Source organism: Leucobacter muris (assembly GCF_004028235.1).
Taxonomy (GTDB): domain Bacteria; phylum Actinomycetota; class Actinomycetes; order Actinomycetales; family Microbacteriaceae; genus Leucobacter; species Leucobacter muris.
Window position 1 is genome coordinate 1,428,592 of record NZ_CP035037.1, and the last position, 19,191, is coordinate 1,447,782.

The 19,191-nt window shown below is 69.9% G+C and carries 17 protein-coding genes and 1 tRNA gene; 10 read left to right on the forward strand and 8 right to left on the reverse strand.

Going from position 1 to position 19,191, the window contains the following annotated elements; translation table 11 throughout:
• Positions 1-12 precede the first annotated feature (12 nt).
• From mgtE to Leucomu_RS06750, 3 genes are all read right to left on the reverse strand, one after another.
• Positions 13-1,371 (reverse strand): magnesium transporter, encoded by a 1,359-nt coding sequence (gene mgtE, locus Leucomu_RS06740; RefSeq protein ID WP_128386739.1) that lies wholly within the window; start codon positions 1,369-1,371, stop codon positions 13-15.
• A 383-nt stretch (positions 1,372-1,754) separates the two neighbouring features.
• Positions 1,755-2,387 carry a LysE family translocator gene (locus Leucomu_RS06745; protein ID WP_017884977.1) on the reverse strand — a complete coding sequence of 211 codons (633 nt, stop codon included), beginning with the start codon at positions 2,385-2,387 and terminating at the stop codon, positions 1,755-1,757.
• A 119-nt stretch (positions 2,388-2,506) separates the two neighbouring features.
• On the reverse strand, positions 2,507-2,929 hold the full coding sequence (locus Leucomu_RS06750) for a DUF1801 domain-containing protein (RefSeq protein ID WP_017884978.1): 423 nt from the start codon (positions 2,927-2,929) through the stop codon (positions 2,507-2,509).
• A 210-nt stretch (positions 2,930-3,139) separates the two neighbouring features.
• On the opposite strand from Leucomu_RS06750, the gene Leucomu_RS06755 reads away from it, so the two are divergent.
• The 5 genes from Leucomu_RS06755 to Leucomu_RS06775 all read left to right on the forward strand — a co-directional run bounded on the left by Leucomu_RS06755 (position 3,140) and on the right by Leucomu_RS06775 (position 9,229).
• On the forward strand, positions 3,140-4,561 hold the full coding sequence (locus Leucomu_RS06755) for a PucR family transcriptional regulator (RefSeq protein ID WP_164884523.1): 1,422 nt from the start codon (positions 3,140-3,142) through the stop codon (positions 4,559-4,561).
• Between the two features lie 150 nt (positions 4,562-4,711).
• A complete protein-coding gene (locus Leucomu_RS06760; protein ID WP_228407318.1) occupies positions 4,712-6,118 on the forward strand; it encodes an NAD(P)/FAD-dependent oxidoreductase in 1,407 nt (468 codons plus the stop codon).
• Between the two features lie 104 nt (positions 6,119-6,222).
• Positions 6,223-6,579, forward strand: coding sequence for a cupin domain-containing protein (locus Leucomu_RS06765; protein ID WP_051066220.1), 357 nt, complete (start codon positions 6,223-6,225; stop codon positions 6,577-6,579).
• Between the two features lie 11 nt (positions 6,580-6,590).
• Positions 6,591-8,063, forward strand: coding sequence for a peptide MFS transporter (locus Leucomu_RS06770; RefSeq protein WP_128386742.1), 1,473 nt, complete (start codon positions 6,591-6,593; stop codon positions 8,061-8,063).
• Between the two features lie 71 nt (positions 8,064-8,134).
• Positions 8,135-9,229 (forward strand): DNA alkylation repair protein, encoded by a 1,095-nt coding sequence (locus Leucomu_RS06775; protein ID WP_128386743.1) that lies wholly within the window; start codon positions 8,135-8,137, stop codon positions 9,227-9,229.
• 91 nt (positions 9,230-9,320) lie between these two features.
• On the opposite strand, the gene Leucomu_RS06780 is transcribed toward Leucomu_RS06775, so the two are convergent.
• Genes Leucomu_RS06780 through Leucomu_RS06790 form a run of 3 tightly spaced genes read right to left on the reverse strand, consistent with a single transcriptional unit; the run spans position 9,321 to position 11,512 of the window.
• Positions 9,321-10,220 carry a dihydrodipicolinate synthase family protein gene (locus tag Leucomu_RS06780; protein ID WP_128386744.1) on the reverse strand — a complete coding sequence of 300 codons (900 nt, stop codon included), beginning with the start codon at positions 10,218-10,220 and terminating at the stop codon, positions 9,321-9,323.
• Positions 10,217-10,561, reverse strand: a complete 345-nt coding sequence (locus tag Leucomu_RS06785; protein ID WP_128386745.1) for an antibiotic biosynthesis monooxygenase family protein — start codon at positions 10,559-10,561, stop codon at positions 10,217-10,219. The genes Leucomu_RS06780 and Leucomu_RS06785 overlap by 4 nt, the downstream gene beginning before the upstream one ends.
• Positions 10,562-10,570: 9 nt before the next feature.
• Positions 10,571-11,512 carry a MerR family DNA-binding transcriptional regulator gene (locus tag Leucomu_RS06790; RefSeq protein WP_128386746.1) on the reverse strand — a complete coding sequence of 314 codons (942 nt, stop codon included), beginning with the start codon at positions 11,510-11,512 and terminating at the stop codon, positions 10,571-10,573.
• Between the two features lie 195 nt (positions 11,513-11,707).
• Here Leucomu_RS06790 and Leucomu_RS06795 point away from each other — a divergent pair, with 195 nt between their 5' ends.
• Positions 11,708-12,655, forward strand: a complete 948-nt coding sequence (locus tag Leucomu_RS06795; RefSeq protein WP_128386747.1) for an EamA family transporter — start codon at positions 11,708-11,710, stop codon at positions 12,653-12,655.
• 130 nt (positions 12,656-12,785) lie between these two features.
• Here the strand turns inward: Leucomu_RS06795 and Leucomu_RS06800 are convergent.
• Positions 12,786-12,867, reverse strand: a tRNA-Leu gene (locus Leucomu_RS06800).
• A 220-nt stretch (positions 12,868-13,087) separates the two neighbouring features.
• Between Leucomu_RS06800 and Leucomu_RS06805 the strand changes: the two genes are divergently transcribed.
• Positions 13,088-14,680, forward strand: coding sequence for an isocitrate lyase (locus Leucomu_RS06805; protein WP_017884987.1), 1,593 nt, complete (start codon positions 13,088-13,090; stop codon positions 14,678-14,680).
• 65 nt (positions 14,681-14,745) lie between these two features.
• Here Leucomu_RS06805 and Leucomu_RS06810 read toward each other — a convergent pair whose 3' ends face one another.
• A complete protein-coding gene (locus Leucomu_RS06810) occupies positions 14,746-15,492 on the reverse strand; it encodes a TIGR00645 family protein (protein WP_228407320.1) in 747 nt (248 codons plus the stop codon).
• 352 nt (positions 15,493-15,844) lie between these two features.
• On the opposite strand from Leucomu_RS06810, the gene Leucomu_RS06815 reads away from it, so the two are divergent.
• The 3 genes from Leucomu_RS06815 to leuD all read left to right on the forward strand — a co-directional run bounded on the left by Leucomu_RS06815 (position 15,845) and on the right by leuD (position 19,157).
• Positions 15,845-16,864, forward strand: coding sequence for a TerC family protein (locus tag Leucomu_RS06815; protein WP_128386748.1), 1,020 nt, complete (start codon positions 15,845-15,847; stop codon positions 16,862-16,864).
• A gap of 197 nt (positions 16,865-17,061) precedes the next feature.
• A complete protein-coding gene (leuC, locus tag Leucomu_RS06820; RefSeq protein WP_128386749.1) occupies positions 17,062-18,552 on the forward strand; it encodes a 3-isopropylmalate dehydratase large subunit in 1,491 nt (496 codons plus the stop codon).
• 2 nt (positions 18,553-18,554) lie between these two features.
• Positions 18,555-19,157 (forward strand): 3-isopropylmalate dehydratase small subunit, encoded by a 603-nt coding sequence (gene leuD, locus Leucomu_RS06825; RefSeq protein WP_017884991.1) that lies wholly within the window; start codon positions 18,555-18,557, stop codon positions 19,155-19,157.
• Positions 19,158-19,191: the final 34 nt, after the last annotated feature.

Below are 19,191 nucleotides of genomic sequence, written 5' to 3' on the forward strand. Positions count from 1 at the left end.
GCCGCACCGCTCTCACAACTGCAGGATCGTCTTCGCGATCATGAAGTAGACGATCAGACCGGTCGCGTCGACGAACGTCGAGATGAACGGGTTGGAGAAGACCGCCGGATCGACGCGCACCGCCCGTGCCAGCAGCGGCATGCAGCCGCCCACGGCAGCGGCCACCGTGCAGACGGTGAGCAGCGTGATCCCGATCACCGCGCCGATCTGCGGCGAGTAGACGAGCCCGGCGACCGCGAAGCCCAGCCCGCCGAGCAGCAGGCCGAGCATCGCCCCGGTGCGCAGCTCGCGCGAGAGCACCCGCAGCAGATCCCTCGGGCCCACGTCTCCGAGGGCGAGTGCCCGAGTGACGGTGGTGGCGGCCTGGTTGCCCGTGTTGCCGCCGGTGCCGATGAGCAGCGGGACGAACAGCGCCAGGACCGTCACCCGCTCGAGCGTCGACTCGAACACCGACAGCACCTGCACCGTGAGGGTCGCCCCGATCGCGAGCACGAGCAGCCACACCACTCGGGAGCGCACGATCGAGCGCACTGGCGTCGACAGGTAGGGGCGCCGCAGCGGTTCGGTGCCGCCCTGCCTCGCCGTGTCCTCGCTCTCCTCGCGCTCGAGGATGCGCACGGCGTCGTCGATGGTGAACATGCCGACGAGGCGCTGCTCGCTGTCGACGATCGGCATCGCGAGCAGCGCGAGATCGGCGCACCGGCGAGCCGCGCTCTCCGCGTGCTCGACGGCCGCGGCGGTGTGAGCCTGCTGCATCAGTTCCTCGACGCTCGCGCGGGGATCGGCGCCGAGCAGGTCTCGCAGGCTGACGACGCCGACGACTCGTCTGACGTCGTCCAGCACGGGGATCGTGTAGACCGTCTCGGCGTCGTCGAGCCGGGCGCGCACCCGGGCGAGCGACTGGTCGACGGTCAGCCCGATCCTGGTCCATACGTACTCGGGCGTCATGCGCCGGCCGACGCTGCCCTGGGGGTAGCCGAGCACGGCCGCAGTGAGCACCCGATCCGTCTCGGGCAGGCCCCGCAGCAGTCGAGTCGCGAGCGACGCGGGCAGCTCCTCGAGCAGCCAGGCGCGATCGTCGGGATCGAGCTCGGCGAAGAGCCGCGCGACCTCGGCATCGTGCAGCCCTGCGAGCAGATCGCTCTGCAGCTCGGGGTCGAGCGATTCGAAGACCTCGAGCGCTCGCTGCTTGCCGAGCAATCGGAACACCACCGCTCGTCGCCGCAGGCTGAGGCGGTCGAAGAGCGGAACCAGGTCGGCGGCCGTGAGCGGGGCCAGGGTCTCGGTCAGCGCGTGCAGGTCACGGGCGGCGAGCTGCTGCTCGATGGTGTCGATGAGCCCGTCGACGACGGGAATGCTCTGGGTGGTCATGTGAGCTCCTTCACAGGAGGCGCACGCCTGGACGGCGCGGGCGCGGGTCGGCGCACCGCGAAACCTGTGCGGAACGCGGCGCTCAGAGAGATGCGCCGGGCCGCAGCGCCGCCTCGACTAGTCGGAGCGGGTCGAAGGGGCGAGCACGTGGCCCGGCTGGTGACTGCAACTGTCACTGGGCATGGGCTCACCTCGCTTCGGGTCGTGGGTCGGGGACCGCGAGCTCCGGCACAGCGGGCGCGACACGATCCGCAGCGACCCTAACAGGAACGCGGATCGGCGACAAGCCCGGTCGACGTGTCGGCGTGCGCCGGGACGCCGTGCGAGCACCTCCCGACGTCCCGGCCCGCGGCGCGGAGCCGTCCCGCGCCGAGCCGCTCCGTTCAGCGGACGACTGCGAGAACCGCCTCCGCGAGGATCGCCGCGGCGATGACCACGAAGAGCGCCCCCGCCACGATGTCGAACCAGGGGGCGGCGCGACCGAACCAGCCGCGGAACGCGGCGGCCGACGACGCGATCGCGATCGAGAGGAACCAGGCGACACCGACGGCGACCATCGCGGCGATGATTGCGATCCGGGTGTCCCAGCCCGCCCCCGCGGGCAGGAACTGCGCCAGCAGCGCCGTGAAGAAGATCAGGGCCTTCGGGTTGGCGAGGTTCGTGGTGAATCCCAGCAGCCACGGCCGGGACACCGATCCCTCACCCCGATCCGCCTCTGCAACGCGCAGCTGCGCGATCCCGCTCCGCATGCTCTGCGCCCCGAGGAAGCCGAGCACCAGTGCGCCCGCGCTCTGCATGATCGGCAGCAGGCCGGGCAGCGCTTGGAAGAGCGCGGCGAGCCCCAGCACCGAGACGACGATCCAGAGCAGGTTGCCGCTCATGATGCCGAGCGCCGCGAGCACGGCTGCGCGTCGCTGCCGCACCCCGAGGCGCAGCAGCAGGAAGATGTCGGGCCCGGGCAGTGCGAGCGCCGCGAACCAGGCCAGGAGCAGCCCGCCCCAGCCGGCCGCGGTCATCGGCGCGGCCCCGGTCGGCTCGGGGCTGTATCGGGGCGGCGGAGCGGGGCAGCGGGCACGACCCCCATCCTCTCAGACGCGGCCGGAGGAGACTGCGGGCCCGGCCCGGCCTGCACGACTCAGGCGGACTGCGCGCGAGTCTCGGCGAGGGAGTGCTCGAGCAGCTCACGCAGCGCCCCGCGGTCGACCTTCGCGAGCCGCGTGAGGTAGAGGCAGGCCTTGCTCGCGCGGTATGCACCGAGCCGCTCCATGAGGTCGGGCCAGCGCTCCGAGAAGCCGTCGACGAGGTAGAGCGTGTGCTTCGCCGATCCGGTGGCGAACGCGAGTTCGGGGGCGCGGCCGCCGTGCCCGCTCTCGTACCGGTACTCGTACTCCCCGAAGCCGATGATGCGGCCGGCCCAGACGACGGGCTCGGCGCCGCTGAGTTCCCGGTGGAGGGCGAGCAGCTCATCGGCCTCGGCCCGGCGCGGGCCGGCGACTCGGTCGAGCACCTCGGCGACGGGCGTGTCCGAGGGTGACATCGCGGGCTCTTTCGCTGCCATGGGATCTCCTCGCGGTTGATGGGGGCCCTGCAGGGTGTGCACACATCGTACTGCGCGGCGGGGGTCGGGGCGCGGCGATCCCGGAGCGGGCGCGGGGCGGGCTGAACGGGGCGGGCGCGGATCTCAGGGGCGCCGGGGGCGGTTCGCGAGCGGCGGCCGCGACTGTACTGAGTGATGAAGCGGTCGGGTTTGTTGTGCGATGATCTGATCATGGCAGAGTCGGGATCCGTGATGCTGGTCGAGGACCTCGTGTCGACCGCGAGCGTCGGCATCGAGGTGCTCGCGGGCGGGGGCGGGCTCGGCCGGGAGGTGCTGTGGGCGCACAGCTGCGAGATGCAGGCGCCGGAGCAGTGGCTCGGGCCGCACGAGCTGCTGATGACGGTGGGGCTCTGCGTGCCCGCGAATCCGGATGAGCAGCGCGGGTTCATCCGCCGCCTGGACGATGCCGGGCTCGCGGGCCTGATGATCGGCGACCACGACGTCGCGCCTCCCGTGAGCGAGGCGATGCTCACGGAGGCCGAACGCCGTGATTTCCCCCTGCTGCTGGCCGCCACCGAGACCCCGTACGCGGTCGTGTCGCGGCACGTGGCCGCCGCAACCTCCTCATCGCAGATCCTGCAGGTGCTCAAGCTGAGCAAGCTCTACCAGGTCGCGGCGAACGCCGACGACGATTTCGCGGGGCTCATGGCGGGGCTCGGCGCCCTGCTCCGGGCCGATCTGCGGGTCGTGGACAGTGCGACCGGCATCACGGTGCTCGAGACGGGGCGGGCGCAGCAGGGGGCGCGAGCGAGCGAGCGCCGGGTGCGCAGCTACCCGCTGCGAGGGCGGCACGCCGCCGAGCTGATTCTCGTCGAGTACCCGGGGGAGCCCGTCGAGAGCTTCATCCTGGTGCACCTCATGAAGGTGCTCGAGGTGACCATCGATCGGGTGCTCGGGGCCGCCGATGCGCGTGCACAGCGATCGGCGCAGGCGCTGGCCGGCCTGCTCGCCGGAACCCAGCCCGACGAGGCCGAGAGGATACTCGGCGACTCGCTGGCCGGCGGGTACCAGGTCGCGGCATTCGCCGAATCAGCGGAACGGATCGCGCGCGGGGTGGCTCTGCGAGAGCTGCCGGTGCTGGTCGGCGCGGGGCGCACGAGCCACCTCGCGCTGATCCCGCTGTCGCAGGTGGCGCAGATCCGCGAGCTTGCCGAGGCCTCCGAGGCACGGTTCGGCGTCTCCTCGGTGTTCATCGATCATCGCGATGTGGGGTCCGCCGCCGAGGAGGCGGCGCGGGTGCTGACCGCCGCTCAGTTCAGCGGCCGCGCGTGGACCGAGTTCGAGGGCACGACGATCGCCGTGCTCTCGCGATCGAATCGCGAGGCCGAGGAGATCATCGGGGGCGTGCTCGGCCCGCTCGCCGAGGGCTCCGACGGGGCGCGCAAGCTGAGGGAGAGCCTCTTCGCCTATCTGCGGCACGATCGCCACTGGCAGCGCGCAGCCGACGAGCTCGGCATCCACCGCCAGACGCTCTCCTATCGCCTGAACCGCATCGAGCAGGAGACGGGCCTCAGCGTGACCCGATCCGCCGACATCGCCGCCTTCTGGGTGGCCTACCAAGCCTGGGAGAGCGTGCGCGCGGCGGAAGGGTGAGCGTCCGCAGTCGGGGGACCCGTCTGCCGGTATTCATACCAGGGTACATATGATTAATCATTTTTGATCTCCGTGACGATGCTCATCGACGTTCTCGGTGCGTAGGCTCGCTGCATCAGCTTCCGCCGTCTCAACGAGGATATGGATTTTATGACGCAGCAGAGTTACTCGGCCCCGGGGTTCGTCAACGGAGAGGTCTCGTTCTGGATGCGCAGCACCGGCCGGCCGACGCCGAGGCCGGCCCTGCCGGGAGACGTCTCCGCCGACGTCGCGATCGTCGGCGCCGGCCTCACGGGGCTCTGGACGGCCTACTACCTCAAGAAGGCGCGGCCCGAGCTCGAGATCGTCATCATCGGGCGCGAGTTCGCGGGATTCGGAGCCTCGGGCCGCAACGGAGGCTGGATGAGCGCGGAGCCCGCGGGTCAGTTCCGCCGGTATGCGAAGTCCGGAGGCGTCGAAGCCGCCCGCGCGCTACAGCGGGAGATGTTCGGCGCGGTGCGCGAGTCGATCGAAGTCGCACGGGCCGAGGGCTTCTCCGAGGATCTCGTGCACGACGGCCTCGTCCACGCCGCCACCAACGCCGCCCAGCTCGCCCGCGCCCGCGCTCACATCGCCGAGATGCGGCAGCAGGGCTGGGGCGAGGGCGACGTGTTCGAGCTGTCGCCCGCCGAGCTCGGCGAGCGCGTGCGCATCGAGGGCGCCCAGGGCGGCTACTGGACCCCCCACTGCGCGCGGGTGCACCCCGCCAAGTACACGCGCGGGCTCGCGGCGACCGTCGAGGGGCTCGGGGTCACGATCTACGAGGGCACGACCGCGATCAGCGTGGAGCCGCATCGGGTGCACACCGACCGGGGCGTCGTCGGCGCGAAGTTCGTCGTGGAAGCGCTCGAGGGGTACACGCTCTCGCTGCAGGGCAAGGCCCGCAAGCTGCTGCCGATGAACAGCAGCATGGTCATCACCGAGCGGCTCTCCGACGCCCAGCTCGATGCGGTCGGGTGGCACGGAGCGGAACTCGTGGGCGATGTGGCGCACAGTTTCACCTACATGCATCGCACGCAGGACGGCCGCATCGCGATCGGCGGCAGGGGAGTGCCCTACAACTTCCGATCGAGCTTCGACCGCGAGGGGCGCACCGCCGACTCCGCCGTGCTGCAGCTGAAGAAGCGGCTGGGCGAGCTCTTCCCGGCTCTCTCCGACGTGCGCCTGGAGCAGTCCTGGTCGGGTGTGCTCGGCGTTCCGCGCGACTGGTGTGCCTCGGTCAACTTCGACCGCTCATCCGGTGTGCTGACCGCCGGCGGCTACGTCGGCCACGGCCTCTCGGGCACGAACCTCGCCGCGCGCACCATGCGCGATCTGATCCTGGGCGAGGACACCGCGCTCGCGCGCCTGCCGTGGATCGGCCGCCGGGCGCGCAACTGGGAGATCGAGCCCGTGCGCTGGATCGGAGCGACCGCGCTCTACGCCGTCTACGGATACGCCGACAAGCGCGAGTATGCCCTCGACGCGCCCCGCACACACTGGACCGCGCGCATGGCCAACCTCGTCAGCGGCCGCTAGCGAACCCCCGGAGTCGCGCCCCGCCCCTCCGCCGCGCCGCGCGAGGGCGTTTCAGCGCGCCCCCATCCCTTCCCACTCCCTTCTCAGAGAGCAGAGGAACACACGTGAGTTTCGCAGAGACCGAAGCCGTCGACTCCGACCGGATCCAGTGGCCCGCCTTCGTCGCGGTGCCGCAGGCGAAGGTGCTGAGCGGCGCACCCGAGACGTCGACGCACGTGCTGCGCGACACGCCGAAGGCTCAGATGGGTCTCTGGCGGGTCACTCCCGGTGCGTTCTCGACCGACCACGCGGGCTACGTCGAGTTCGTGCACATCATCGGCGGCAGCGGCCGACTGGTCAGCGAGCACGGCGCCGTGACCGAGCTCCGGTCGGGGTCCACGGCCCTTCTGCCCGAGGGGTGGCGGGGACGCTGGGAGATCGACGCGACCCTGACCAAGTCCTTCACCATCATCCGCGACTAGGAGGCCGCACCATGCTTCGTGAAACCTCGACGAGCACGATCTCGGTGAACCAGCTTCCCCGCACCATCTGGGGGCTCGCCTTCACCGAGCTCTGGGAGCGATTCTCCTTCTACGGGCTGAACGGCATCCTGACGCTCTACCTCTACTTCAACCTGCAGGACGGGGGACTCGAGCTGCCCAAGGCGGCCGCGGCCGGAATCGTGGGAGCCTACGGCGGATCCGTCTATCTCGCGCAGCTGCTCGGCGCCTGGCTCGGCGAGCGCGTCATGAGCCCCAAATGGATGGTGTTCTGGGGCGGACTCGTCATCACCGCGGGCCACCTGGTGCTGGCCGTGATCCCCGGCATCACCGGGGTGGCGGTCGGCCTCGTGCTCATCATCCTCGGCACCGGCGCGCTGAAGACCAACATCACGAACATCGTCGGCATCGTCGGCGACGGGCGGGATGAGGGGCAGCGCGACGTCGGCTTCGCCTACTTCTACCTCGCGATCAACGTGGGCGCGGTGCTCGGCCCGATGTCGACGGGCTTCGTGCAGAACGAGTGGGGCTTCCACTGGGGCTTCGGGCTCGCCGCGATCGGCATGACGGGCGCGCTGGTGCAGTACGTCGTCTCGATGCGAAAGCTGCCGGAGCGCACCAACGTGGTCGCGCGACCCATCGCCCGTGCGAGGGCGCTCGGGATCGCGGTCGGCGCCGCGCTGGTCGGAACGGTCGTCGGCCTGCTGCTCGCGACGGGCTCGGTGCGCGCCGAGCAGCTCGCCTCCGTCGCCACGGTGCTCATCCTGCTGGCCGCGGCCTGGTACTTCATCATGATGCTCTCGGCGAAGAGCGTGAGCCGGGACGAGAAGCGTCGCGTCGCGGCGTACCTGCCGCTCTTCCTCGCCGCGGGCGTCTACTTCGGTCTGCTGTTCCAGCAGTTCACCGCGATCACGTTCCTCATCACCGAGCGCGTGGATCTCGTGATCGGCGGCTGGAGCATGCCGGTGCCCTGGATCACGATGATCAGCCAGCTCTCGGCCGTGCTCATCACGCCGGTGATCGCCCGCTTCTGGGGTCGCAGCGGCAACGACGGGCCCGGTGCACCCGCGAAGTTCGCCCTGGGGCTCGTGCAGATGGGGCTCGCGTACGTGCTGATGATGGTGGCGCTCATCCTCTTCCCCGAGACCCCGGGCGTCCAGATCCCGTTGCTGCTCGTGATCGTCGTGATGATCGTCGCCGGCTCGTCCGAGGTCTTCATCGGACCGATCGGCCTGTCTCTGGCGACGCGGATCGGCCCGGCCGCCGTCAAACTGCAGCTCATCGGCCTGAACGCGCTGACGCTGGCGCTCGGCTCTTCCATCTCGGGGCTGCTCGGCCAGCTGTTCGAGGTGATGGATCCCGTGCCGTACTTCGTCGTGATCGTGGCCATCGGCCTCGGTCTCGGTGTCGCGCTCTGGCTGTTCCGCACCCCGCTGCAGCGAGCCCTCTCCGCGGGGCTGCGCTGATCCTGCCCGAGCGCCGCCTCCCGCCGCTGTTCCCCGCCTTCGTATACTGAGCGCGGGGAACGGAGGCCCGGATGTCGATGACCGATGAGCTGCTCGGCGACGAGAGCGTCGGATCGCTGCTCGGCGCGCTGCAGGACGCGGCGCCCGGCCGTCGCTTCGAGGCCACGCGCGAGGCGGCCGCCGGGCTGAGCGCGCTGACGCTGAGTCGACGTGCGAGGAGCCTCGCCGACGGGATCCTGCTCGATCTGCCCGGCGATCACGCCGAACTCGCGCGCGTGGTGCGCGCGGCGATCGAGCACCCCGGCTTCGATGGGTGGGCGCTCTGGCCGGTCGGGCTCGCCTCCGCCCGGCGCGCGGTCGCCGAGCGCACCGAGTCGGCGTTCGACGACTCGCTCGAGGTGCTGCGGCAGCTGACGAAGCGCTTCACCTCGGAGTTCGCGATCCGCCCGCTGCTGCTGCACGACCTCGATCGCGGGCTCGACCGCATGGCGTCGTGGACGACGGACCCCGACTGGAGGGTGCGCCGGCTCGCGACCGAGGGCAGTCGCCCGCTGCTGCCGTGGGCCGAGCGCCTCCCCGCCCTCGTCGCCGACCCGTCGCCGACGAGGGTGATCCTCGACGCCCTCCACGACGATGCCGAGGAGAGCGTGCGCCGTTCGGTCGCGAACCACGTCAACGACCACAGCCGCGGGCATGCCGCGTTCGCCGTGGAGGTCGTGCGCGGCTGGCGGGACGCGGGCGGCGATCATCTCGAGCGGGTGTCCCGCCATGCGCTGCGCACGCTCGTGAAGCGGGGCGACGCCGGTGCGCTCGAGCTGCTGGGCTTTCCGCCGGCGCTCGTCGAGGTCTCGCCGCTCGAGGTCTCGCCCGTGCGGGTCGAGGCGGGCGGAGCCGTCGCCTTCGAGGCGGAGGTCGAGAACACGGGGGCGGATCCGGCGCGCCTCGTGATCGACTACGCGCTGTTCTTCCCGGGGGCTCGAGGCGAGGAACGCTCGAAGGTCTTCAAGATCGCGCAGCGCACGCTCGGTCCGGGGGAGCGCACCGTCGTGCGGGCCTCGCACTCGTTCCGGGCGATCACCACGCGCCGCTACTATCCGGGGCGGTACGGCGTGGCGCTGCAGATCAACGGGGTCGCTCACCCGCGCACCGGGTTCGAGCTGGGGTAGGGCGGCCGCGGTCGGAATGGGGTGAGCCCGCGGGCCAGGTCCGCGCCTTCGGGTGACCGTCTCGTCTCCCGGGCGCCGCGCCTCGGGGCGTTCAGACGAGACCGAGCGCGGTCACGGTCTCGACGACCCGAGCGCGCTGCTCTCGCGCGAGACCGCGGAGCGGCAGCGGCAGGCACCCCTCCCGTGCGAGACCGAGGTGCTCGGCGATCGCCGCGACGACCCGCACGCTACCGCCGAACTCGGCGAACAGCGCCCAGAGCGGCGCGAGGCGCTGCGACTCGGCGGTCGCCTCATGAGGCCGGCCGCCGAGGGCGGCGCGTGTGATGGCGACGGCCGGCTCCGGCAGCGTGCCGCCGATGACCGAGTACCAGGAATCGCATCCCGCGTTCAGACCTGCCGCCGCGAAGGCGTCGCCGGATATCCCGACGGTGACGCGTTCGGGCACCGCGGCTCGGATCGTGTCGACGTGGCGGCGGGCGTCGACGGGATCGCGGGGTGCACCCGGGATCTTGATGGCGGAGACGCCCGGCAGCTCGGCGATGCGCGCGTAGAGCTCGACGGTGAAGGCGAAGCGGGTGGTGCCCGGGTTGTCGTAGACGATCACGGGCAGCTCGGTGCGCTCGGCGACGCTGCGGAACAGCTCGAACACGTCGTCGTGCGTCAGCGGTTGGTAGGTCATGGGGGCGAGCAGCAGCCCACGTGCGCCGGCCTGCTCGGCGCGCTCGACGTTCGCCAGCACGTGCGAGGTGCGCAACGCGCCGACGCCGACGAACACCGGCACGTCGCCCGCGTGCTCGACCGCGAGGGCGGCCACCTGTGCGCGTTCCTCCACGGTGAGGTAGGCGTAGGAGCCGGTGGAGCCGAGGGCGGTGATCGAGTCGACCCCCGCGTCGGCCAGACGCTCGATGATGCCGGCGAATGCGCGCTCATCGACGGCGTCGTCGAGCAGCGGCGTGAGGGGAAAGGCGCTGAGGCCGGAGAACAGGCTCATCGCTCGCGCTCCGGCCGATGCTCGAGCCCGAGGACCGGGTCGCCGTAGACGGCCGTCACCTCGGCGATGACGACGCGGTAGCCGCCGAGCCATTCGCCGTATCGGCTCTTCGCGACGCGATGGGTGTCCATGCCGATGAGTTCGCGCAGCGCCTCCAAACTCGACCAGTAGTAGACCTCGGCGTGCAGGCCGGTCCGCTCGTTGTGCCAGGCCTCCTCTCCGAGGAAGCCCTTGATGCGCCTGGCGCGCTGCGCGATCTCGGTGTCGATGCGGTGGAACTCGTCATCGAGAGCGCCGACCTCGAAGATGAAGGTCGAACTGTACTTCGGAGTCTTCGACATGCCGGCCTCTCAGGCGGGGGTGCGCTCGAGCCAGTCGAGCACCTGCCGGGCGTGCGCGTCGGGCGGGAAGATCGGGTAGAAGACGTGCTCGATCAGGCCGTCGCGAACGATCAGCGTCAGGCGCGAGTACAGGCGGTCGTGACCGGCGGCGGCGAACGTCGGCAGCCGCAGCGCGTCGGCCAGCGCGAACCCCTCGTCCGAGATCATGGCGAAGGGCAGCCGCAGGCGGTCGACGACCTCAGCCTGGTAGGCGGGATCCTGGCTCGACATGCCGTACACCCGTTCGGCGCCCGCCGCGCGCAGATCGCCGAAGTGGTCGCGGAAATCGCAGGCCTCCGTCGAGCAGCCGCGGGCGCCGGGGATGGCGTCCCAGCCCTCGGGCAGGTCGACGCCCGGTCGGCCGGTCAGCGGGTAGAGGTAGACGACGGTGCGGCCGCGGCCGAGGTCGGCGAACCGCAGCGTGCGGCCGTCGCTCGTCGGCAGTTCGAGCCGCGGCACGCTCATGCCGGGCAGGTGATCGGCGGCCCCGTCGTCCTCGGGCCGCGGCAGCCCCTCGGGCAGGATCGTGTAGTCGGTCATCGTTTGCTCCTTCGTGAAGGTCCGTCCGGCGCCCGCCTCCAAGCGGTGCCGCAGCGCGGCGCGCCGCGCCGCGAGCGCGTCGATCATGCGGGTGAGGTCGGCGATCGTGTCGCGGTAGACGGCGAGTGAACTCACGCAGTCGTCGCCGTGCTCGTGCCCCAGACCGAGGCACTCGAGGAAGGGCGCCGCGCGCTGGGGAGACACGCCGAGACCCGCGAGCTCCCGGATCTCGGCCACGGCGCGGGCGTGGTGCTCGTCGAACACCCGGTACCCGTTGTCGAGACGGGCGGGCTCGATCAGTCCGATGCTCTCGTAATAGCGAATCGCCTTGACCGATGCCCCGGTGCGCTTCGCGAGTTCTCCGATACGCATGCTCCTCCTCTGCCGTCAGCGTAAACCCTGCCCCCGGGGGCAGGGTCAAATCGGCGGGGAGCGAGCCGTCCGAGCCGCGACTCGGCGTCGGCGGGACCGTCGGCACTTTCCCCTGGCCCGAGGCGGTCTCGGTCGGCGATATCCTGGCAGGCAGTGCCGTCTCATGACGGGTTCAGGCGATTCACGGAGGTGCCGATGCCGGTTGCGACGCGGGCGATTCCCGTCGCCGGATTCCTGCTCGCGGTCGGCTCCGCGGCCTCGTTCGCCTTGTCGGGCAGCTTCGCGAGCGCGCTCCTCGCAGCGGGGTGGTCGGCGGGAGCCGCGACGACCGCGAGGATCACCCTCGCGGCCCTCGTGCTCGCGGCGCCCACCGCGCTCGCCCTGCGGAGCCGGTGGCGCACGGTTCTGGCGGCGTGGCGGCCGATCCTGCTGTTCGGCGTGCTCGCGGTCGCCGGCTGTCAACTCGCGTTCTTCATGGCGGTGCAGTTCATCCCGCCGAGTCTGGCGCTGCTCATCGAGTTCATGGGGCCCGTGATCCTGATGCTCTGGATCTGGGCCCGAACGCGCGTGGCGCCGGCCGCGCTGACGCTGATCGGCGCCGCCGTCGCCGTGCTCGGCCTCGCCGCGATATCGGGCGCCGGAGCGGGCGGAGCACTCCACCCGATGGGCATCGTCTTCGCGCTCATCGCGGCGATCGGCAATGCCGCGTACTACGCGACGGGGGCGAGCAGCGACCACGGCATCCCGCCGATCCCCTTCGTGGGGCTCGGCCTCGCGGTCGGAGCGGTGATGCTGGTCGTGGTGAGCGCGACGGGCCTGCTGCCGTTCGCGGTCACCGGCGCCCCGGCGGCGATCGCGGGCGCCGAGCTGCCTCCCGCGGTCGTCGTCGCGGGCATGGTGCTCATCTCGACGGTGCTCTCCTACGTGCTCGGCGTCGCCGCCTCCCGCAGGCTCGGAGCGACGGTCGCGAGCTTCACCGGGTACTCGGAGGCGCTGTTCGGCATCGTCTGGACCATCGTGCTGCTCGCGGTCGTCCCCACGGGCGCGCAGTGGGCGGGCGCGGCGCTGATCATCGCCGGAGTGGTCGCGGTGAAGACGGGGGAGATCCTGCGGGCTCGCCGGCCCGCCGCCTCCGCAGTGTGACCGGCGCGGCGGCGAGCAACACTCCGAAGCCGCCCATCACGGCGAGCCCGGGGCGGGGCGGACGCCTCCTCCCGGGTGCCGCCGATGCTCCGAGCGCCGGGCCGTCGTCCGGCCCGGGGGCCGTCTCAGGTGCGCGAGGGGGGACTTGAACCCCCACGTCCGAGGACACTGGAACCTAAATCCAGCGCGTCTGCCAATTCCGCCACTCGCGCGCGGCCCCGGTCCGCGGGGCAGCTGACAGCCTATCGGCTCGTGGCGGCGGCCCCTGGGCGGTCGGATCGGAGCGATCCGACCGCCCGGCGAGCAAGATTTCCGCCGCGCAGAAATACCGCGAATCTTCATCCCGGGATTCGTGCGTGGCGGGGGTCTGGCGTCCCCCAGAGTAGAAGTAGTTCATTTCGGAGCTAGCCGCCATCATGCGAAGGAGTCAGAATGAGTGCGTTCCAGAACGACAGGGAGGCCGTCGAGGCGCTCAAGGAGCAGAACGGTCCGAGCTGGGATGCGATCAACCCCGAGCACGTCGCCCGCATGCGGGCTCAGAACCGATTCAAGACGGGCCTCGAGATCGCGCAGTACACCGCCGACATCATGCGACGCGACATGGCCGAGTACGACGCCGACTCGTCGGTCTACACGCAGTCGCTCGGCGTCTGGCACGGCTTCATCGGGCAGCAGAAGATGATCTCGATCAAGAAGCACCTCGAGACCACCAACAAGCGCTACCTCTACCTCTCGGGCTGGATGGTCGCGGCCCTGCGCTCCGAGTTCGGGCCGCTGCCCGATCAGTCGATGCACGAGAAGACCGCGGTGCCCGCGCTCATCGAGGAGCTCTACACCTTCCTGCGCCAGGCCGACGCCCGCGAGCTCGACCTGCTCTTCACCCAGCTCGACGACGCCCGCCGGGCGGGCGACGAGACCGCCGTCGAGTTCATCCAGTCGCAGATCGACAACTACGAGACGCACGTCGTGCCGATCATCGCCGACATCGACGCCGGTTTCGGCAACCCCGAGGCCACCTACCTGCTCGCGAAGAAGATGATCGAGGCCGGGGCCTGCGCCATCCAGATCGAGAACCAGGTGTCGGACGAGAAGCAGTGCGGCCACCAGGACGGCAAGGTCACCGTGCCGCACGAGGACTTCATCGCGAAGATCAACGCCGTGCGATACGCGTTCCTCGAGCTGGGGATCGACAACGGCGTGATCGTCGCCCGCACCGACTCGCTCGGCGCCGGCCTCACCCAGAAGCTCGCGGTGACGAACGTTCCCGGCGATCTCGGCGACCAGTACAACTCGTTCCTCGACGTCGAGGAGATCTCCGAGGACGAGCTCGGCAACGGCGACGTCGTGATCAAGCGCGACGGCAAGCTGCTGCGCCCGAAGCGCCTCGCCAGCAACCTGTACCGGTTCCGCTCCGGCACCGGCGAGGAGCGCTGCGTGCTCGACTGCATCACCTCCCTGCAGAACGGCGCCGACCTCCTGTGGATCGAGACCGAGAAGCCTCACGTCGAGCAGATCGCGGGCATGGTCGACCGTATCCGCGAGGCCGTGCCGAACGCGAAGCTCGTCTACAACAACAGCCCCTCGTTCAACTGGACCCTCAACTTCCGTCAGCAGGCCTACGACCTGCTCGTCGAGCGGGGCGAGGACGTGGCGGCCTACGACCGCGACAACCTCATGAGCGTCGAGTACGACGGCACCGAACTCGCGCGCCTCGCCGACGAGAAGATCCGCACCTTCCAGCGCGACGGATCGGCTCGCGCCGGCATCTTCCACCACCTCATCACCCTGCCGACCTACCACACGGCTGCGCTGTCCACCGACAATCTCGCGAAGGGGTACTTCGGCGACGAGGGCATGCTCACCTACGTGCGCGACGTGCAGCGCCAGGAGATCCGCCAGGGCATCGCCACCGTCAAGCACCAGAACATGGCCGGCAGCGACATCGGCGACAACCACAAGGAGTACTTCGCCGGTGACGCGGCCCTCAAGGCAGGCGGCAAGGACAACACCATGAACCAGTTCTGATCCGAACGCGCGAACGGGGGCCCGCCGAAGTCGGGCCCCCGTTCGCGCGTTTCAGCGGTCCGCGTTCACTCGAGGATGCGGGCGCCCTCGGGAAGCTGCGAGCCGGCGGGGAGCCGGACGGTCACGTAGCCGTCGGCCGCGGGGGCCGGGACGGGGTCCCGCAGCGACGCCTCCAGGCGCCCAGCCGTGAGCTGCTCGTTCTTCGGCGCGGCGGGGTGCTGGTGGCTCATCTTGTCGATCCAGGCGAGCGCCAGAGCGGAGACGATGAACGCGAGGTGGATCACCACCTCCCACAGCACGCCGTCCCACGAGTAGAGCACCGTGCCGTTCGCGTTGTGCACGAGGCCGCCGTCCATGCGGCCGACCTCGATGAAGGTCTTGAGCAGATGGATCGACGAGATCGAGATGATCGAGATCGCGAGCTTCACCTTGAGCAGGTTGGCGTTCACGTGCGACAGCCAGTCGGGCTCATCGTGGTGGCCCTCGACGCGGATCTTCGAGACGAAGGTCTCGTAGCCGCCGATGATCACCATGATGAGCAGATTCGCGATCATCACGATGTCGATGAGCGCGAGCACGCTGAGCATGACCTCGGTCTCGCTGATGTGGCCCTCGAGGATGGCGCCCTCGATGAGGTGCCAGAGCTCGACGAAGAAGAGCACGACGTAGACCGCCTGGGCGATGATGAGGCCGAGGTAGAGCGGGGCCTGCAGCCAGCGGCTCGCGAAGATGAATCCGGCGAGCGTGCGGGAGGCGGGGCCGGGACCCCGCTGGGTGCTGCGCTCGATCGGAGGGGTCGAACGGTCGGTCACGGGCGTCCTTTCGTCTGCGGAGGATCACATCGTAGCGAGGCGAACCCCGTCTCGCGCTGGGAACGCGACGGTGCGGGGCGCTGCGCGCACCCGCCCGTCGATCGGAACGAGCCGGGAGCGCCGATCTCTCGGCGGACCCCGCGACTCGCCGACGAGCGCTGAGCGCTCGGCCCCGCCGGGGTATGATGATGCCTTCGAGAGGGAGTATTCCGTTTCGTCCGTGTCGTCAGTACGCCGGGCTCCGTGGCCCGGCCGGTGCGGACGCGGTGGGGTTCCGCCGCTTCGCGGGGAGCCTCGCCGGGGAGAGACTTTCGGTTACTCCGCGTACCCGCGCCACACCGAAAGAGTTGCCGTGACCCCTGTTCTTCCGCTCTGGTTCGAGATCGGAGCGATGGTCGTGCTCGTCGCGATCCTCGTCATCGACCTGCTCCTCATCATCAAGCGCCCGCACGTGCCGAGCATGCGCGAAGCCAGCCTCTGGGTCGGCTTCTACGTGCTGCTCGCCCTCGTCTTCGCCGGCTGCATGTTCCTGCTGGGCGATGTGCAGCACGGCACCGAGTTCCTCGCGGGCTGGCTCACGGAGTACAGCCTCTCGATTGACAACCTCTTCGTGTTCGTGCTGATCCTCGGCAGCTTCAAGGTGCCGTACGCCTACCAGCAGCGGGCCCTCATGATCGGCATCATCCTCGCGCTGATCTTCCGCGGACTGTTCATCCTGGCCGGCGCGGCCATCATCGAGCGCTTCATCGCCGTGTTCTTCCTGTTCGGAGCCTGGCTCATCTGGACGGCGTGGCAGCAGGTCAAGCCCGGCGGGCACGACGAGCAGGGCGACGGGCTCGCCGTGCGTCTCGCGAAGAGGATGTTCCCCTTCAGCGACCACTACGACGGCGGCAAGCTGCGCACCACGGTCGACGGCAAGCGCATGTTCACGCCCTTCCTGCTCGTGCTGATCTCGCTCGGCGCCACCGACCTGCTGTTCGCGCTCGACTCGATCCCCGCGATCTTCGGCATCACGCAGAGCCCCTTCATCGTCTTCACCGCCAACGTCTTCGCGCTCATGGGCCTGCGCCAGCTGTACTTCCTGCTCGGCGGCCTGCTCGATCGCCTGGAGTACCTCAAGTACGGCATCGCAGCGATCCTCGCTTTCATCGGCGTGAAGCTCATCTTCCACGCCCTGCACGAGAACGAGCTGCCCTTCATCAACGGCGGCGAGCACGTGCCGGTGCCCGAGATCAACACGTGGGTGTCGCTCGGCTTCATCGTCACGGCGATGGCGATCGCTACGGTTGCGAGCGTCGTGAAGATGAACCGCGAGGCGAAGCGCACCGGCGAGCGGCTGCACCTCGGCGCTCACGAGAACCCCGGCGACTGAACCGGTCGCACCGGGTGCCCGCTTCCAGGGAACGCGGGCACCCGGTGGTAGACTCTTCGCTATGCGTCGTCGGCAGCTTCTTCTTCCTTGCCGCGACGGGGTGTAGCATTTCGGCCCTCCCGTCGCGGAGTCCGGCACGGCCGAAAAGCAATCGCGCGCGTTGGCGCATGCAAGTTACGGAATAGAGAAGCGCACGTATGACTGAAGCAACCAAGCCCCGAACTCTGGCCGAGAAGCTGTGGGACGACCACGTGGTCGTGAAGGGCGAGAACGGCGAGCCGGATCTCATCTACATCGACCTGCACCTCATCCACGAGGTCACCAGTCCGCAGGCCTTCGACGGCCTGCGCATGGCGAACCGGCCCCTGCGCCGCGTCGATCTCATGATCGCCACCGAGGATCACAACACCCCCACGGTCAACATCACCCGTCAGATCGAGGATCCGACGAGCCGGCTGCAGATCGAAACGCTGCGCCACAACGTCGAGGACTTCGGCGTGCGCGCCCACCCGCTCGGCGACAAAGAGCAGGGCATCGTGCACGTCGTCGGTCCGCAGCTCGGCCTCACGATGCCGGGCATCACGGTGGTCTGCGGCGACAGCCACACCTCGACCCACGGCGCCTTCGGCGCTCTCGCGTTCGGCATCGGCACGAGCGAGGTCGAGCACGTGATGGCGACCCAGACCCTGCCGCTCAAGCCGTTCAAGACCATGGCGATCAACGTCGAGGGCGAGCTGCGCCCCGGCGTGACCGCGAAGGACATCATCCTCGCGGTCATCGCGAAGATCGGCACCGGCGGCGGGCAGGGTTATGTGCTCGAGTACCGCGGATCGGCGATCCGCAGCCTCTCGATGGACGGCCGCATGACGATCTGCAACATGTCGATCGAAGCCGGTGCCCGCGCGGGCATGGTCGCGCCCGACGAGATCACCTTCGACTATGTCAAGGGTCGTCCGCACGCGCCGCAGGGCGACGACTGGGATCGCGCCGTCGAGTACTGGAAGACGCTGCCCACCGACGACGGCGCCGTCTTCGACCGCGAGGTGTTCATCGATGCCGGCGAGCTCGAGCCCTTCGTGACCTGGGGCACGAACCCCGGCCAGGGCGTGCTGCTGAGCGATCGTGTGCCGAACCCCGTCCACATCGAGGATCCGAACGAGCGCGCCGCCGCCGAGCGAGCGCTCGAGTACACGGACCTCGAGGCCGGCACGCCCATGAAGGAGATCGCGGTCGACGCGGTCTTCATGGGCTCCTGCACGAACAGCCGTCTCGACGACCTGCGCACCTTCACCAGCATCATCAAGGGCAAGAAGAAGGCCGAGGGGGTGCGCCTCATCGTGGTGCCCGGCTCGGCCCGTGTGCGCCTCGAGGCCGAGGCCGAGGGCCTCGACAAGATCGTCGAGGAGTTCGGCGGCGAGTGGCGCTTCGCGGGCTGCTCGATGTGCCTCGGCATGAACCCCGATCAGCTGGCCCCGGGGGAGCGCTGCGCCTCGACCTCGAACCGCAACTTCGAGGGCCGCCAGGGCAAGGGTGGCCGCACCCACCTCGTGTCTCCGCTCGTCGCCGCCGCGACCGCGATCCGCGGCACGCTCTCGAGCCCCTGGGATCTGAAGGAGGATGCCGAGAACGGCATCACGCACGACGCGGACGGCGCGGCGCACGCCGCCGAGAAGGTTGAGGCAGCGTAACCATGGACAAGTTCATCACGATGTCGGGCATCGCCGCACCGCTGAAGCGCTCCAACGTCGACACCGACCAGATCATCCCCGCCGTCTTCCTGAAGCGCGTCACCAAGACCGGCTTCGACGACGCGCTCTTCTACCACTGGCGGCAAGATGAGGGCTTCGTGCTCAACCAGCCCGTCTTCCAGGGCGCCGAGATCCTGGTCGCCGGCCCCGACTTCGGCACCGGATCGTCGCGGGAGCACGCCGTCTGGGCGCTGCGCGACTTCGGCTTCAAGGTGGTCATCTCGCCGCGCTTCGCCGACATCTTCCGAGGCAACTCCGGGAAGCAGGGTCTGCTCGCCGCCCAGGTCGAAGAGGCCGACGTCGAGAAGCTCTGGGCGGCGATCGACGCCGAGCCCGGAGTGCAGCTGACCGTGAGCCTGGAAGACCGCACCGTCTCGGTCGGCGACCTGACCGTGCCGTTCCAGGTCGACGATTACACCCGCTGGCGTCTGATGGAGGGGCTCGACGACATCTCGCTGACCCTTCGCAACGAGTCGGCAATCACTGAATTCGAGGCTCGGCGACCGACCTGGATGCCGACCACAACCCCGCTGGAGGCCGCGTGAGCGAGCAGGACGCACCGAACGACGACACGACCGC

What these genes read in the sequence shown, in the direction of transcription:
- Leucomu_RS06770 (WP_128386742.1), top strand. Translation starts at nt 6,591, where the DNA reads ATGCTTCGTGAAACCTCGACGAGCACGATCTCGGTGAACCAGCTTCCC.
- Leucomu_RS06745 (WP_017884977.1), bottom strand. Translation starts at nt 2,387, where the DNA reads ATGACCGCGGCCGGCTGGGGCGGGCTGCTCCTGGCCTGGTTCGCGGCG.
- leuC (WP_128386749.1), top strand. Translation starts at nt 17,062, where the DNA reads ATGACTGAAGCAACCAAGCCCCGAACTCTGGCCGAGAAGCTGTGGGAC.
- Leucomu_RS06755 (WP_164884523.1), top strand. Translation starts at nt 3,140, where the DNA reads ATGGCAGAGTCGGGATCCGTGATGCTGGTCGAGGACCTCGTGTCGACC.
- Leucomu_RS06795 (WP_128386747.1), top strand. Translation starts at nt 11,708, where the DNA reads ATGCCGGTTGCGACGCGGGCGATTCCCGTCGCCGGATTCCTGCTCGCG.
- Leucomu_RS06805 (WP_017884987.1), top strand. Translation starts at nt 13,088, where the DNA reads ATGAGTGCGTTCCAGAACGACAGGGAGGCCGTCGAGGCGCTCAAGGAG.
- Leucomu_RS06780 (WP_128386744.1), bottom strand. Translation starts at nt 10,220, where the DNA reads ATGAGCCTGTTCTCCGGCCTCAGCGCCTTTCCCCTCACGCCGCTGCTC.
- Leucomu_RS06790 (WP_128386746.1), bottom strand. Translation starts at nt 11,512, where the DNA reads ATGCGTATCGGAGAACTCGCGAAGCGCACCGGGGCATCGGTCAAGGCG.
- Leucomu_RS06775 (WP_128386743.1), top strand. Translation starts at nt 8,135, where the DNA reads ATGTCGATGACCGATGAGCTGCTCGGCGACGAGAGCGTCGGATCGCTG.
- Leucomu_RS06785 (WP_128386745.1), bottom strand. Translation starts at nt 10,561, where the DNA reads ATGTCGAAGACTCCGAAGTACAGTTCGACCTTCATCTTCGAGGTCGGC.
- leuD (WP_017884991.1), top strand. Translation starts at nt 18,555, where the DNA reads ATGGACAAGTTCATCACGATGTCGGGCATCGCCGCACCGCTGAAGCGC.
- mgtE (WP_128386739.1), bottom strand. Translation starts at nt 1,371, where the DNA reads ATGACCACCCAGAGCATTCCCGTCGTCGACGGGCTCATCGACACCATC.
- Leucomu_RS06750 (WP_017884978.1), bottom strand. Translation starts at nt 2,929, where the DNA reads ATGGCAGCGAAAGAGCCCGCGATGTCACCCTCGGACACGCCCGTCGCC.
- Leucomu_RS06760 (WP_228407318.1), top strand. Translation starts at nt 4,712, where the DNA reads ATGACGCAGCAGAGTTACTCGGCCCCGGGGTTCGTCAACGGAGAGGTC.